The 13881-nt window shown below is 61.9% G+C and carries 13 protein-coding genes; 10 read left to right on the plus strand and 3 right to left on the minus strand.

Annotated features, from left to right (window positions below):
• The first annotated feature begins 8 nt into the window (after positions 1 to 8).
• The 3 genes from NKI24_RS17605 (at position 9) to NKI24_RS17615 (ending at position 3806) form a co-directional block, all read left to right on the plus strand.
• Positions 9 to 2228, plus strand: a complete 2220-nt coding sequence (locus tag NKI24_RS17605) for a 3-hydroxyacyl-CoA dehydrogenase NAD-binding domain-containing protein (RefSeq protein ID WP_352746997.1) — start codon at positions 9 to 11, stop codon at positions 2226 to 2228.
• 82 nt (positions 2229 to 2310) lie between these two features.
• Positions 2311 to 2955, plus strand: a complete 645-nt coding sequence (locus NKI24_RS17610; RefSeq protein WP_352448637.1) for a S24 family peptidase — start codon at positions 2311 to 2313, stop codon at positions 2953 to 2955.
• Positions 2956 to 2966: 11 nt separating this feature from the next.
• A complete protein-coding gene (locus tag NKI24_RS17615; protein WP_352455146.1) occupies positions 2967 to 3806 on the plus strand; it encodes a thermonuclease family protein in 840 nt (279 codons plus the stop codon).
• Here NKI24_RS17615 and NKI24_RS17620 read toward each other — a convergent pair.
• Positions 3769 to 5424 (minus strand): lysine--tRNA ligase, encoded by a 1656-nt coding sequence (locus tag NKI24_RS17620; protein ID WP_352746981.1) that lies wholly within the window; start codon positions 5422 to 5424, stop codon positions 3769 to 3771. The two genes, NKI24_RS17615 and NKI24_RS17620, sit on opposite strands and share 38 nt — an antisense overlap.
• Before the next feature lie 246 nt (positions 5425 to 5670).
• Between NKI24_RS17620 and NKI24_RS17625 the strand changes: the two genes are divergently transcribed.
• Positions 5671 to 6081 carry a tellurite resistance TerB family protein gene (locus NKI24_RS17625; RefSeq protein ID WP_023677339.1) on the plus strand — a complete coding sequence of 137 codons (411 nt, stop codon included), beginning with the start codon at positions 5671 to 5673 and terminating at the stop codon, positions 6079 to 6081.
• Between the two features lie 14 nt (positions 6082 to 6095).
• Here NKI24_RS17625 and NKI24_RS17630 read toward each other — a convergent pair whose 3' ends face one another.
• Positions 6096 to 6947, minus strand: coding sequence for an ABC transporter substrate-binding protein (locus NKI24_RS17630; protein ID WP_352746984.1), 852 nt, complete (start codon positions 6945 to 6947; stop codon positions 6096 to 6098).
• Between the two features lie 270 nt (positions 6948 to 7217).
• On the opposite strand from NKI24_RS17630, the gene NKI24_RS17635 reads away from it, so the two are divergent.
• From NKI24_RS17635 to NKI24_RS17645, 3 genes are all read left to right on the plus strand, one after another.
• A complete protein-coding gene (locus tag NKI24_RS17635) occupies positions 7218 to 7949 on the plus strand; it encodes a helix-turn-helix transcriptional regulator (protein WP_023677341.1) in 732 nt (243 codons plus the stop codon).
• Positions 7950 to 8046: 97 nt separating this feature from the next.
• Positions 8047 to 8685: an acyl-homoserine-lactone synthase gene (locus NKI24_RS17640; RefSeq protein WP_023677342.1), complete on the plus strand. Its 639-nt coding sequence runs from the start codon at positions 8047 to 8049 to the stop codon at positions 8683 to 8685.
• 15 nt (positions 8686 to 8700) lie between these two features.
• Positions 8701 to 9450 (plus strand): enoyl-CoA hydratase-related protein, encoded by a 750-nt coding sequence (locus NKI24_RS17645; RefSeq protein ID WP_023677343.1) that lies wholly within the window; start codon positions 8701 to 8703, stop codon positions 9448 to 9450.
• Positions 9451 to 9474: 24 nt separating this feature from the next.
• Here NKI24_RS17645 and ppk2 read toward each other — a convergent pair whose 3' ends face one another.
• On the minus strand, positions 9475 to 10377 hold the full coding sequence (gene ppk2, locus NKI24_RS17650; RefSeq protein ID WP_352746987.1) for a polyphosphate kinase 2: 903 nt from the start codon (positions 10375 to 10377) through the stop codon (positions 9475 to 9477).
• 197 nt (positions 10378 to 10574) lie between these two features.
• On the opposite strand from ppk2, the gene NKI24_RS17655 reads away from it, so the two are divergent.
• The 3 genes from NKI24_RS17655 (at position 10575) to NKI24_RS17665 (ending at position 13803) form a co-directional block, all read left to right on the plus strand.
• Positions 10575 to 11837 (plus strand): sensor histidine kinase, encoded by a 1263-nt coding sequence (locus NKI24_RS17655; protein ID WP_352455149.1) that lies wholly within the window; start codon positions 10575 to 10577, stop codon positions 11835 to 11837.
• A 116-nt stretch (positions 11838 to 11953) separates the two neighbouring features.
• On the plus strand, positions 11954 to 12679 hold the full coding sequence (phoU, locus tag NKI24_RS17660; protein WP_352455150.1) for a phosphate signaling complex protein PhoU: 726 nt from the start codon (positions 11954 to 11956) through the stop codon (positions 12677 to 12679).
• 116 nt (positions 12680 to 12795) lie between these two features.
• Complete coding sequence (locus tag NKI24_RS17665; protein ID WP_023677347.1) at positions 12796 to 13803, plus strand: magnesium and cobalt transport protein CorA; 1008 nt, start codon at positions 12796 to 12798, stop codon at positions 13801 to 13803.
• Positions 13804 to 13881: the final 78 nt, after the last annotated feature.

A 13881-nucleotide genomic window follows, 5' to 3' on the forward strand; every position in this document is an offset into this window, starting at 1 on the left:
GAGAGATGATGAGCTACACCAATTTCACCCTCGACATCGACGCCGACGGCATTGCGCTGGTCACCTGGGACATGCCGGACCGTTCGATGAACGTCTTCACCGAGGAGGTGATGCTCGAACTGAATACCATCGTCGACAAAGTGGCGAGCGATGCAGCGATAAAGGGCGCGGTGATCACCTCCGGCAAGGATACGTTCTCGGGCGGCGCCGACATCACCATGCTGCAGAAGATGCTGGCGACCTTCGCCGCCGACAAGGCGAAGGACCCGGAGAAGGCGACCAAGGCGCTGTTCGACAATGCGGGCACCATGAACGGCCTGTTCCGTAAGCTGGAAACTTCGGGAAAGCCATGGGTTTCGGCGATCAACGGCACATGCATGGGTGGCGCGTTCGAATTGTCGCTCGCCTGCCATGGCCGTGTCGCGGCCGATTCAGACAAAGTGAGGATGGCGCTTCCCGAAGTGAAGATCGGCATTTTTCCGGGCGCCGGCGGCACCCAGCGCGTGCCACGGCTGACCGACCAGCAGCAGGCGCTGCAAATGCTGACGTCCGGCCAGATGCTGTCGCCTCAGAAGGCCAAGTCGATGGGCCTGATCCATGAGATTGCCGAGCCGGACAAGCTGGTCGAAACCGCCAAGGCGATGATCAGGAACGGCTTGAAGCCGGTGGCGCCATGGGATGAAAAGGGCTTCAAGCTGCCCGGCGCCCCGATCTATTCGGTGGCCGGTGCCAATCTGTGGCCCCCGGCCATCGCCATTCTGCGCCGAGAGACCTATGGCAATTATCCCGCCGCTGCCGCCATCCTGAAATGCGTCTATGAGGGCCTGTTGGTGCCGTTCGACACCGCCTTGCGGATCGAGCAACGCTATTTCACCGAGATCATGCAGACAAGGGAAGCGGCAGCGATGATCCGTTCGTTGTTCGTGTCGCTGCAGGAACTGAACAAGGGCGCGCGCCGCCCGGCCGGTGTGCCGGAAACGAAGTTCAAGAAGATCGGCGTACTCGGCGCCGGCTTCATGGGCGCCGGCATCGCCTATGTGACGGCCAGGGCCGGCATCCCGGTGGTGCTGCTCGACCGCGACATGGAGTCCGCCGCCAAGGGCAAAGCGCATTCCGAGACCCTTATCTCGGATCAGGTGAAGAAGGGCCGTGCCAAGCCGCAGGACAAGGATCGGTTGCTGTCGCTGATCACGCCGACGGCCGATTACGCCGATCTTGCCGGCTGTGATCTTGTGGTCGAGGCGGTGTTCGAGGATTCGGCCGTCAAGAAGGATGCCACCGAACAGGCCGAGGCTGTGCTCAAGCCGTCGGCGATCTTCGCGTCGAACACGTCGACCATCCCAATCACATCGCTGGCTAGGAATTCGGCGCGCCCGAAGAATTTCATCGGCATTCATTTCTTCTCGCCGGTCGACAAGATGATGCTGGTCGAGATCATCCTCGGCAAGAAGACCGGCGACAAGGCGCTGGCCACCGCGATCGACTTCGTCCGCGCCATCAAGAAGACGCCGATCGTCGTCAACGATACGCGCGGCTTCTATGTCAATCGCTGCGTGCTGCGCTACATGTCGGAAGCCTACAAGATGCTGATCGAAGGTGTTCCGGCGCCGATGATCGAAAACGCGGCCAAGGCCGCCGGCATGCCGGTCGGTCCTCTGGCGTTGACCGACGAGACTGCGATCGACCTTGCCCAGAAGATCATGAAGCAGACCATGCGCGACCTCGGCGACAAGGCGGTCGACCCGAAGCAGATGGCGCTGATCAACACGATGGTCGACACGCATGGTCGCTTGGGCCGCAAGAACGGCAAGGGCTTCTATGACTATCCGGCAAAACCGGCCAAGAAGAAGCTGTGGCCAGGCCTCAGGGACCTCTACCCGCAGCTGTCGCCGGAGCAGGTCGATTATGAGGAACTGAAGCAGCGGCTGCTGGTCACCATCGCGCTTGAGGCGGTACGGGTGATGGAAGAGGGCATCGTTACCGACCCACGCGAGGCCGATGTCGGCTCGATCCTGGCCTTCGGCTTCGCGCCCTATACCGGTGGTGCACTGTCCTACATAGACGGCATCGGCGCGAAAAAATTCGCTAAGATCGCCAAAGGCCTGCAGAAGAAATACGGTGCCGAGTTCAAGGCGCCGAAGCTGCTGCTCGACATGGCCGAGAAGGGCGAGACCTTCTACGAGCGCTTCGATCCTTATACCAGAAACGAGGCCAAGGAGGCGGCGTGACGCCGTCTTCGACGGTGGACAAGATGGCGGCCAAGGGATAGAACAGGGAAGGTATTTTTTCCTGTTTCGAAGGAAGAGCAAGGTGCTCTCGCACGACCGCGTTTGGGCCGCCATCGACGCTCTTGCCGAGCGTTATTCGCTTTCGGCCTCTGGACTGGCCAGGCGCGCTGGCCTCGACTCGACCGCCTTCAACAAATCGAAGCGGCTGTCCTCAGATGGACGGCCGCGCTGGCCGTCGACCGAATCGCTGGCCAAGATCATCGAGGCGACCGGCGCCTCGCTGGATGAATTTGCGGGGCTGGTCGAGGGTCGGGGTAATTCCGACGCACTACCCGTGCAGAGATCGTCGGTGCCGCTGCTCGGCTTCGCCCAGGCGGGCGCCGGTGGCTTCTTCGACGACGCCGGGTTTCCAGCGGGGCAGGGATGGGACCTGATCGAGCTTCCGGCACGGGCAACCGAAACCTCCTATGCCTTGAAGGTCCAGGGCGATTCCATGCTGCCGCTTTATCGCAATGGCGATGTCCTGATCGTCGAGCCAGGGGCTACCATACGAAAGGGTGATCGCGTCGTCGTCAAGACCAATGCCGGCGAGGTGATGGCCAAGGTGCTCGACCGCCAGACACCGAGGTCGATCGCGCTGGTCTCCCTCAATCCCGATCACCCGGACCGCGACATCCCCATGCGCGATGTCGAATGGGTGGCGCGGATTGTCTGGGCAAGCCAGTAGGCGCGGGGCCGGTGCGTCTGCCTCACCTTGCCTTGGCTGTTCTGGCGATCCCGGCGATGGCCACGGCAATTGTCGCCGGCGGCCGCGCCGTCCAGAGCGAAAGCGGCGGCCCCTGGGAGCAAATCCAGGTCGGCGCTGAACCGCAGCCCGCCGCGCCGGCTACGTCGGCCATCCCGAAATCAGTGCCGGCCAAGCAGGCGGCGCATTCGAGGGCAATCGATCCAGAAATCGTGGTGCCGCCGCAGCTCGGTTCCAACGAGCTTGAACGGATAGAGCCGCGCGCCCCGTTGAGCGATCTGGCATTGGCCGGACCGCCCAAGCCGCCAAAAACGAAAATGCCCGACGACTGGAAAGGCACGAAACTATTCCAGCCCGTCGCGTCGGCCGCCGGGGTCATCGAAGCAAAGGGCTATTCGATTGCGGTTTCCGGTATCGACATCGTCAAGCAGGAGGAGACTTGCACCGACGGCGGCGAGTCCTGGAATTGCGGCATTCGGGCGCGAACGGCCTTCCGCGCCTTTCTCCGCAGTCGTGCGGTGGTCTGTGCCGTGCCGCCCGAAGGCGGTCGTGATCTGATCGCCGCCGAGTGCCGGATCGGCAATCAGGATATCGGCCAATGGCTGGTCGAAAATGGCTGGGCGCGCGCCGCCAAGGGCGGCCCTTACGCAGAAGCCGGCGAGAAGGCGCGTGCAGCAAAAAAAGGCGTCTTCGGGCCGGCGCCGAGCGTTTCAGGCCTGCCGCCGCTCCCGGCTGCTGCGTCGCGATCCGCGCCTGTAGCGCCTAGCTCGATCCTGGAGGAGCAAGACGGCGTCCTCATGCCGCCAGCTGACCAGCCAGCGCCCGCTGAATGAGCTCGCGCGTTTCGGCGATGCCGTAGAGCGCGGCGAAGGAGCCGAAGCGCGGCCCGCGTTCCTGACCTATCAGCACCTGATAGATCATCTGGAAGAAGGCGACGGAGACACCGGGTCCGCCCTCCGGGCTCTGCTTGGAATGATCCTGGTAGCGCTCGATCTTGCGCGCAACATTGAGGGCAGCGTTCTGGATTGCCTCGCTGTCGGCATCAGCCGGCAGCGCGGCGAGCGCTTCCGAAAGCTTGGTCAGCGCCTCGCGCTCGACCGCGTCGGCAGCACGGTACACTTTCGCCGGCTTCACGAAATCGTCGAAATAGCGGATGGCATATTCGGCCAGCCGGTCGAGCTCGGGATGGGTTGTCGGCGTCACACCCGGCGCGTGGCGCGAAATGAAACCCCACAGCACGTCCCTGTTCTGCGCATTCGAGGCGCTGACCAGGTTGAGCAGCAGCGAGAACGGAACCGGCAGGTCGACTGCCGGGGGATTGCCGTCATGCATGTGCCAGACCGGATTGCCCAGCCGCTCCTTCCAGTCCTGCCTCTGATAGGCAGAGAGGAACGTGTAATATTCGTCTACCGCCTTCGGGATGACGTCGAAATAAAGCTTCTTCGCGGTTCGCGGGCGCTGGAACATATAAAGGCTAAGGCTCTCGGTCGGCGCGTAAGTCAGCCACTCGTCGATGGTCAGCCCATTGCCCTTCGACTTCGAGATCTTCTGGCCGTTCTCATCGAGGAACAGCTCATAATTGAAGCCCTCGGGTGCCGGAGCATCGAGCGCGCGGCAAATCTGCCCGGCGAGCTTGACGGAATCGATCAGATCCTTGCCGGACATCTCGTAATCGACGCCGAGTGCTGCCCAGCGCATCGCCCAATCTGGCTTCCATTGCAGCTTGGCATGACCGCCGGTCACCGGCGTCTCGAAGCGCTCGCCGGTGTCCGGGTCGCGCCACACGATGGTGCCGGCGTCGAGCTTGCGCTCGTCGATCGCGACTTGCATGACGATGCCGGTCTTGGGATGGATCGGCAGGAAGGGCGAATAGCTCAGCGCCCGCTCCTCGCGCAGTGACGGCAGCATAATTGCCATCACCTTATCGAAGCGCTCGAGCATCTTGAGCAGCGTCCCGTCGAAGCGGCCGGAAGTATAATAGTCGGTCGAGGAAGCGAATTCGTAATCGAAGCCGAAACGGTCGAGGAAAGCGCGCAGCCGTGCGTTATTGGCGGCGCCGAAGGACGGATACTCATTGGAGAACGGGTCCGGTATCCTGGTCAGCGGCTTGCCGAGATAGGCGCGCAGCATGTCCTTGTTAGGCACATTGTCCGGCACCTTGCGCAATCCGTCCATGTCGTCGGAGAAGCACAGCAGCCGCGTCTTGACCTTGTCTTCAGTCAGCACGCGGAAAGCGTGGCGCACCATAGATGTGCGCGCCACCTCGCCGAACGTGCCGATGTGCGGCAGGCCGGACGGGCCGTAGCCGGTCTCGAACAGCACCGTTTCCGGGTAGCCGCTGCTCGCGTAGCGGGCGACGATCTTTTTCGCTTCCTCGAATGGCCACGCCTTGCTTTCGGCGGCGGCGGCGAGGACTTCCGGGCTGAGATCGATCGGCTGTCGTTCGGCCATGATGCTATTCCTGCAACTTTGCCGGCATCCATGCCGGCAGCCGCATGCTCTAGACCATGATCCCGAAAAGTGGAACCCGGTTTTCGGGCAGGACCGTGATCAGGCAAGAAGATTAAGCGCCCCCGTCCCGATAGTCAGGATGGATCAAGTTCCAAGGCGTGATCGGAGCGCCGACGATCGCGGCTGTTTTTCCTTGCGGCGCCGGCCCCTCGTTCCTAACTTCGGGACCATCTCAAGGAGTTGTAAATGCCATTGTCGCCACACGAAGCCATGATCTACCTGATGGTCATCACCTCGGCGTCAGACCGCGACATGACCGACGTCGAACTGGCGCGGATCGGCGACGTCGTTCGATCCTGGCCGGTGTTTGAGGATTTCAACCAGGAGCGGCTGGTCGAGGTCGCCCAGGCCTGCCAGAAAATGCTGCATGAAAAGGATGGGCTGGAGGGCGTCCTGGCGCGCGTCGCCGAGGCGCTGCCCGAACGCCTGCGTGACACCGCCTATGCCGCCGCCTTCGAGGTCGCAGCTGTCGATCTCGAAATGCGCCTGGAGGAGGTGCGCGTCCTGCAGCTCGTCCGCCGGGAACTCGACCTCGATGCGCTGACGGTCGCCGCCATTGCGCGAGCCGCCAAGGCCCGCCTTCGCACGCTGACCTGAGCCGGCGGCCAAGCTCAGAAAAAATTGACGGGAAAATAGCGCAGATAGAACTCGGCGAACGTGCCTTTCACCGAGATTTCCTGCAGCGCGTAGTCGAAAGCGGCGGCCAGTGCCGGATCGTCGGCCCTGGTGGCGATTGCCATGCCTGAGCCGAGATATTCGGGCGCCAGATAGGGGCCGCCGGCAAAGCGGCAGCAGCCCGCTGCATCCGAACCGCCGAGCCAGAAGGCGAAACGCATGCCGTCGCCGAAGGCGGCGTCGATCTTGCCGGCTTTCAGCTCGCCATAAAGCTCCTCCGGCTTTGCGAACGGGACGATTTGGACGTCGCCGAAATAATCGCGCAGCATCCGCTCGTGCGCGGAGCCGGCGATCACGCCGACACGCTTGCTGCGCAGCTTGTCGAACATTGGTTCGGTCAGCGCCTGTGTCTTCAGCATGATGAAGCGTGCCGGAAATTGCAGGTAGGAGCGTGAAAATGCGTATTTCGACCGCGACTCCGGCGTCGCGGCGATGCCGGCAATGATCGCTTCGCCCTCGCCTTTCCCGAGCGCACCTTCGAGCTCGGCCCAGGGCAGCGCCTGGATCTGGCATTTTTCGGCAATGCCGAGCTCGGCGCAGATGGCGCGCGCCAGGTCGACATGGAAGCCCGACAGCCGGCCTGCCCCATCGAGGAAATTGAACGGCGGGAAATCCGTGGTGGTCAGGAATCGCAGCCGCGGCAGCATCGAAAGGTCCGGCTTTGGCAGCCGCTCCTTGGCGTCCCAGAACACCGGCACCTGCGGCTCCGCGGCGAGCGCAGCAACCGCAAGCGATTGCGCTCCGATCAATATCGAGATCAATGAAATGGATATGCGCCGAAACGCCACGCGACGACTCCGTCCGGGTCTTGCCCCGGCTTTCGTACGAAATAACAGGTTTTTGTACGAAAAAAACACAGGTACGACGGTTTTTGGTTTCATCATTGCAATTTAGGGATATTGTTTAGTGAGTTTGCAAGTGACTGCGTGATGCCGGCTGAAGAGGAGCAGTAGGACGCACAGGGGAGGCAGCTTTGCAGTCCGGGGTTGATGGCGTGGTGCGGGTTGATCACTGCCATTGGCGTCAAGAGCGGAAGGCAACATGGGGTAGATGTTGCGATGGGTCATTTCGATCGTACGCTGGAGTTGATAGATCAGTTGCAGCACGCCGGCACAGCCGCCGCCGTCTGCGAAAAGCTGCTGGGGGTAACAAGCGGGTTCGGGCTGACGGCGCTGATGGCCGGGACGGTTCCGCAACCTGGCACACCGAGAAACCAGCAAAAGGACCATGTGCTGCTCTGCGACTGGCCGGCTGAATGGCTTGAGCGCTACGTCGCGCGCAACTACGTCGATCACGACCCCGTCGTCAGCCACATGAAGCAGCTTCAAGCGCCATTCCAGTGGCGGGAAGCATCTCAGGGCATCCGCATCGGCAAGAGCGGCGGCGAGGTGATGGGCGATGCCGGCGAATTCAAGCTGCGCGACGGGTTGGCCTTCCCGCTAATCACGCTCGATGGCCAGATCGTCATGGTGTCGCTAGGCGGCGAGGCTGTCGAATTGTCGAGCGCCGAGTTCGGGTTGGTGTCGCTGGTCTCGACTTATGCGATTGGCCGCGCAATGCAGCTCCACACCATGGCGGGCAAAACCATCGATCATGTCGAATTAACGCCGCGTGAGCGCGAATGCCTGCAATGGGCTGCTGTTGGCAAGTCCGAATGGGAGATTTCACAAATTCTCGGCATTTCGGAACACACGTCAGAGAAACACCTTCTTAACGCCAAAAGCAAACTCGGTGCCGTCAACCGGGTCCAGGCCGTCGCGGAAGCGATAAGGCGCGGCTATATTAACTAGGTCGGCCGCGCCGGCCTAGAAATTCTTGCTTGCGTGATCGCGTAATTTTTTTGGGAAAGCACGGCCGTATCTTCCTATTGAAACTAGGAGACGGCAAATGCTTTTTTCCCTCACGACCCAGGAATTGATGGAACGGCCCGACCTCTGGGAGGCCGTTCATCGTTTGCGTTACAGAGTTTTCGTCGAAGAGATGGGATGGACCGATCTGCAGCGCCCTGATGGCCTCGAGATCGATCAATTCGACCACGACGAGGCAGTGCACCAGATCGTCATCCGCAATGGCGAGCTCGCCGGTTATCAGCGGATGTTGCCGACGACCCGGGCACATCTTCTAACCGATGTGCTGGCGGACCTTTATGAGGGAACCCCACCGTCGGGCCCGAATGTCTATGAACTGACCCGCTATGCGGTTGCGCCGGGATTCCGCGACGGTCGGCGCGGCGTGTCGACGGTCGGCACCGAGCTGATCGCCGGCTTCGTCGAGTGGGGTCTGAAGCGCAACGTCAACCAGGTGATCATCGAATTCGAGCCGATGTGGGTGCTTCGCGCGCTGCAGCTGCATTTCCTGGCAACCCCGCTCGGTTACCAGCGTACCTATGGCAACCAGCAGGTGGTTGCCACACTGCTCACCTTCAACGAGCACACGCTCGACGTGGTGCGTTCGCGCCGCAACCACTTTGCGCCGGTGCTGGCCAGAGGGTACCCGGACATGCTCGGACAGAGACGCGCCTCGTGAGATTGGAGAGAGGCCATGAACGTTCACTCAAAAGCAGAATTCCGCAATCACACGCTGATCGTCACGGTATCGTCGGGTGACGGCCGCCCGGTGCTGGACAGGCGGGCCTATGAAAGCCTGGCCAGAACATTCCACGAAGCCGCTGTCGACGACGACGTCCGCGTCGTGGTCCTGCGCGGCTTGGCCGGGTGCTTCTGCCTCGGTGCCGATTTCTCCGAATTTCTCGACGCCACCAAACATCGGCGACTGATCGCCGCCGTCACCGATATGTTCCGCACGCTGGCGACGTTCCCGAAACCGGTCCTTGCCTGTGTCGACGGCGACGCCGTCGGCGTCGGTTGCACCATCCTGTTCCACTGCGACATGGTGATCGCCTCGAGCAAGAGCACGTTTCGCGTGCCGTTCGTCGATTTCGGCCTGGTGCCGGACGCGGCGACCAGCATTCTGGCGCCGCAGAAGCTCGGCTATGCCGGGGCGTTCCGCTTCTTCTGCCTGGGCGACACGCTCGCCGCCGAAGATGCCAGGGCACTGGGCCTTGTCGGCGAGATCGTGACGGACGGCAGCGTCGAGGAAGCCACGTTGGCAAGAGCCAGGCAACTCGCCAAGAAGCCTGTCGCGGCGCTGCTACAGACGCGCGACCTGCTGAGGGGCGACACCGGCGCGCTCTGCGACCGCATCGACCAGGAGATCTCGCTTTTCCAGCAGGCGCTGCAGGACGACACCACGCTGAAGCGACTGCAGCGGATTGCCCGGCTGGCGGCATGAGAGCCGCGTATCGATGAGGTGAGCTTATTTTTCGAGGAAAGTCGGCCCTTCGCCGATGATCTTCTTGTCCTCCTTGCCGATGACGTCGAGGTCGCGGCCGTCATAGGGAAGCGAAAGGAGAATGCGCTGCATGACGGCCAGCCGCGCGCGCCGTTTGTCGTTCGCCCGCACAATGATCCAGGGCGCGAACTCCTTGTGCGTGCGCTCGACCATCAGGTCGCGCGCTTTGGTGTATTCGTCCCATTTGGTGATGCCGGCGATGTCGATTGGCGAAAACTTCCAGCTCTTCAGCGGGCTCCAGCGGCGGTCGTGGAATCGCTCGAGCTGCGTTTCCCGGCCGATGTTCAGCCAGAATTTGAAGAAATGTATGCCCTCGTTGCGGATCATCCGCTCGAAATGCGGAACCTCGTCCAGAAATTGCTTGTGCTGCTCGGGCGTGCAGAATCCCATCACCGGTTCAACGCCGGCGCGGTTATACCAGGAGCGGTCGAAGGTGACGAATTCGCCCGACGTCGGGAAGTGGTCGACATAGCGCTGGAAGTACCATTGTCCAAGCTCGGTGGGCGTTGGCTTGGTCAGCGCCACGTTGCGCGCCGTGCGAGGGTTCAGATACTGGCGCAAAACGAAGATAGTGCCGCCCTTGCCGGCAGCGTCGCGTCCCTCGAACAGCGACATTACCCGCTTGCCCGTCGACTGCAGCCACGCCTGCGCCTTGACCAGCTCGATCTGCAGCTTCTCTAGCCTCTCGTCATACTCCTCGCTCTTCATCTTCTTGTCGTAAGGGTAACCGCCGGCGGTGAGCTTGCGGTCCTCGACCCAGTCGGGAAGCGCGGGGGCCTCGATGTCGAACGCTCTCTCCTTGCCGTCGATCATGATCTTCAGCGGCTCCGATGAGGGTGCGGCGGGGCTTTCCTTAGCGTTTTTCATCGAGGCGAACCTTTCCAGCTTCCGGACTCGTGCTATTGGGAGCCTTACTGCATCGGCCCAAAAATCGGAATCGATTTTCGGAAAGAACGATGCAGCAGATAAAGTGGTAGAGCGTCCTTTGTGCGTCCAATTGGACGGACTGCGCTCTAGCGCCGGTCCAGCAAGAAGTTCTTGAAGTGGCCGCAGACGGAGCGCAAATGGCCGACATCGGCACGGAGCGGAGAGGCAGAGCGCAAGCCGTCGCCATGCGGCTGTGGAACAGCCGCTGGCTGCTGGCGGCCGGCCTCGTTGCGGTTCTGATGGTCTATGGTTTTGCCGGCATGTCTGGCTATGTGGTGCTGCTGGCTGGCGCCGTGCTGGTTGCCGCTGCGATGCTGCCGGCCGGCATCGCCCGCCAATCGACCGAAAATGCCGCGGCCATCGAGTCGAGCGTGCAACAACTTTCCGGCGAATATCTCGCGGCGGCGGTTGCCGATCCGCTGATCATTTTCGATCGCTCCGCCGCCATCGTCCACGCCAACGCTGCTGCCTTTGCCGCCTTCGGCGGGATTGCGCCCGGCATGTCGCTGTCGCTGAAATTCCGCGCGCCGGAAATGCAGGCCTTGCTGGATAGTATCTTGGCGGGCAACGTCGCTTCGGACAGCGTCGACTACATAGAAAAGCTGCCGGTCGAACGAGCCTATCGGGTGAGCGCGTCTTCAGTCGGCCATGCCACGGATCTCTACGTGCTGGTGTTCAAGGACCAGAGTGAGGCGCGCCGGATCGACAGAATGCGTGCCGACTTCATTGCCAATGCCAGCCACGAGCTGCGCACGCCTCTCGCCTCGATCGCCGGCTTCATCGAGACGCTGCGCGGGCCGGCCCGCAACGACCCCGCGGCGCGCGAGCAGTTCCTGCAGATCATGCAGAACCAGACCAGCCGCATGGCGCGCCTCATCGACGATCTTCTGTCGCTGTCGCGCCTGGAGATGAAGCCCTATCTCAAGCCGGGAACCGAGGTCGACCTGCGCCAGGCCATCGACAGCGTCATCGATTCGCTTGGGCCGCTCGCAAAGGAAAACGGCGTCGTCATCGAGCGTGATTTCGCGGAAGGGCCGCTCGACGTGCCCGGCGATCGGGACGAGCTTTTCCAGGTCTTCGAAAACCTGCTGGAAAACGCCTGCAAATATGGTCAGTCGGGCGGACGCGTCGTGGTGTCGATCATACGCAGCGACAGCGATCCCGAACCGGGCATCGACGTCACCATCAGGGATTTCGGCCCCGGCATCCCCGAAGAGCACATCCCGCGCATCACCGAGCGCTTCTACCGCGTCGACGTCGAGAACAGCCGAACCCAGAAGGGCACCGGCCTTGGCCTGTCCATCGTCAAGCATATCCTGACCCGCCACAACGCCAGACTCTCCATCAGGTCGGAGGTCGGCAAGGGTGCGGCGTTCACGGTCCATTTGCCGGCTCGCTAACGTAGTACTATCTCTAGCACATAATGGGCCGTTTCTTTTTTCTGTCATCCGGCTAGCGTATCAGCGGGGATTCGAGGGAACGACTCAACCACGAGATCCCGGGAAGGCATTTCGTCATGCAGTCCGTGCATATCGTCAGCGCCTATGACGAGGAGCTGAAATATCTGTCGAAGCGCATCGCGGCGATGGGCGGGCATGCCGAGCGCATGGTCGAGCAGGCGGTCGCGGCGCTGGTCAATGCGGATCCGGGGCTTGCCCAGAAAGTCATTCGGGACGACCTGGTTCTGGATGAGGGACAGCGCGAGATCGACGACAAGGCGATCATCATCATCGCCAAACGCCAGCCGATGGCGACGGATCTGCGCGAGATCGTCGGCGCGATCCGCATCTCGGCTGACCTCGAACGGGTAGGCGACCTCGGCAAGAACGTCGCCAAGCGGGTGGTTGCCGTCGCAGACGGGCGCCAGCCGAACAGCCTGTTCCGCGGCCTCGAGGCTTTGGCCAATCTGGCACTGACCCAGCTCAAGGAAGTACTCGACGTCTATGCGTCGCGGTCGGTGGAGAAAATCGGTTTCGTGCGCGACCGCGACGACCAGATCGACGCCATGTACACCTCTCTGTTTCGCGAATTGCTGACCTACATGATGGAAGACCCACGCAACATCACGCCCTGCACACATCTCCTGTTTTGCGCCAAGAACATCGAGCGCATCGGCGACCACGCTACCAACATCGCCGAGACGATCTACTATATCGTCACCGGCGATCAGATGCCGGCCGATCGTCCGAAGGGCGACAAGACGGACAAGATTGTTCTTCCCGCAACCCAACCAGCGAAGTGAGTTCTCTCAGCACTGATGCGAATTTCGGATTCGCCACCTGACAGAAAATTGCGCTAAGCTTTCGACGCGCCGACTTCTCAGTTCCGCGATGAAGGCCCCGCCTTCAGGAGGCTGCGATGGAATACGTCCGCGAGTTTGCTCCTGCGCCGCCGATGTCGGGTATAATCGCTTGCGGCGTCTATACGGCTGGGCGGCGCATCGCCGACATTCCGATCGAGGAAGCCGGCGAATGGGCCGGGAAGCCGGGCCACGTGGTCTGGATCGGACTGCTGGAGCCCGACCGCAATTTGTTGCTGCGCGTCCAGGCGCAATTCCATCTGCATGAGCTGGCGATCGAGGACGCCGAGCATCCGCACCAGCGACCGAAGATCGAGCAATATGGTGATGCCCTGTTCATCGTTGCCCGCACGGCGCAGCTGATCGACAGCCGCGTCACCTTCGGCGAGACGCATCTGTTCGTCGGCGCGGGCTACATTGTCAGCGTCAGGCATGGCCCGTCGACCTCCTACGCCGCCGTTCGCCAGCATTGGGAAAGCTGCCCACATTCCCTTGCCAAGGGCGAGGATTTCGTCCTCTACGCCATTCTCGACTTCATCGTCGACAACTATATGCCGGTGCTTGAGCAGATCGAAAACGAGGTCGAGGCGATCGAGGACAAGGTTCTGCTGAAACCGATGACCGGCTCCGATATCGAACGGCTTTACATGCTGCGCCGCGATCTCTTGCGCCTGCGTAATGCGGCCCTGCCGCTGGTGGAGGTCTGCCGGCGGCTCACCAGCGCCGATCTGCCGCAAATCCACACAGCCATGCACCCGCTGTTTCGCGACGTCACCGACCACATCCGCACTGTCCAGGAAAAGATCGACAGCCTGCGTGAGGTTCTCGCCTTCGCCTTCGAGGCGAGCCTTCTGGTCGGTCAAAGCCAGGAGACGGCGATCTCCAAGAAGCTTGCCTCATGGGCCGCAATCTTGGCCGTGCCGACGGCATTCGCCGGCATTTACGGCATGAATTTCAGCGACATGCCGGAACTGAGGATGGAATATGGCTACCCGGCCGTCCTGGCGGCAATTGCCCTGATCTGCACGTTTCTTTACTGGCGGTTTCGCAAGAACGGGTGGCTTTGAAGCGAGGGCAGTAGGGCAGTAGGGCAGTAGGGCAGTAGGGCAGTAGGGCAGTAGGGCAGTAGGGCAGTAGGGCAGTAG

The sequence above is a fragment of the Mesorhizobium sp. M0701 genome, assembly GCF_040320365.1.
Taxonomy (GTDB): domain Bacteria; phylum Pseudomonadota; class Alphaproteobacteria; order Rhizobiales; family Rhizobiaceae; genus Mesorhizobium.

Bases quoted from the DNA above. Each gene is read 5' to 3' on its own strand.
- ppk2 (WP_352746987.1), bottom strand. From the start codon at position 10,377: ATGAAAAACGCTAAGGAAAGCCCCGCCGCACCCTCATCGGAGCCGCTG.
- phoU (WP_352455150.1), top strand. From the start codon at position 11,954: ATGCAGTCCGTGCATATCGTCAGCGCCTATGACGAGGAGCTGAAATAT.
- NKI24_RS17620 (WP_352746981.1), bottom strand. From the start codon at position 5,424: ATGGCCGAACGACAGCCGATCGATCTCAGCCCGGAAGTCCTCGCCGCC.
- NKI24_RS17625 (WP_023677339.1), top strand. From the start codon at position 5,671: ATGCCATTGTCGCCACACGAAGCCATGATCTACCTGATGGTCATCACC.
- NKI24_RS17605 (WP_352746997.1), top strand. From the start codon at position 9: ATGAGCTACACCAATTTCACCCTCGACATCGACGCCGACGGCATTGCG.
- NKI24_RS17640 (WP_023677342.1), top strand. From the start codon at position 8,047: ATGCTTTTTTCCCTCACGACCCAGGAATTGATGGAACGGCCCGACCTC.
- NKI24_RS17645 (WP_023677343.1), top strand. From the start codon at position 8,701: ATGAACGTTCACTCAAAAGCAGAATTCCGCAATCACACGCTGATCGTC.
- NKI24_RS17655 (WP_352455149.1), top strand. From the start codon at position 10,575: ATGGCCGACATCGGCACGGAGCGGAGAGGCAGAGCGCAAGCCGTCGCC.
- NKI24_RS17635 (WP_023677341.1), top strand. From the start codon at position 7,218: ATGGGTCATTTCGATCGTACGCTGGAGTTGATAGATCAGTTGCAGCAC.
- NKI24_RS17665 (WP_023677347.1), top strand. From the start codon at position 12,796: ATGGAATACGTCCGCGAGTTTGCTCCTGCGCCGCCGATGTCGGGTATA.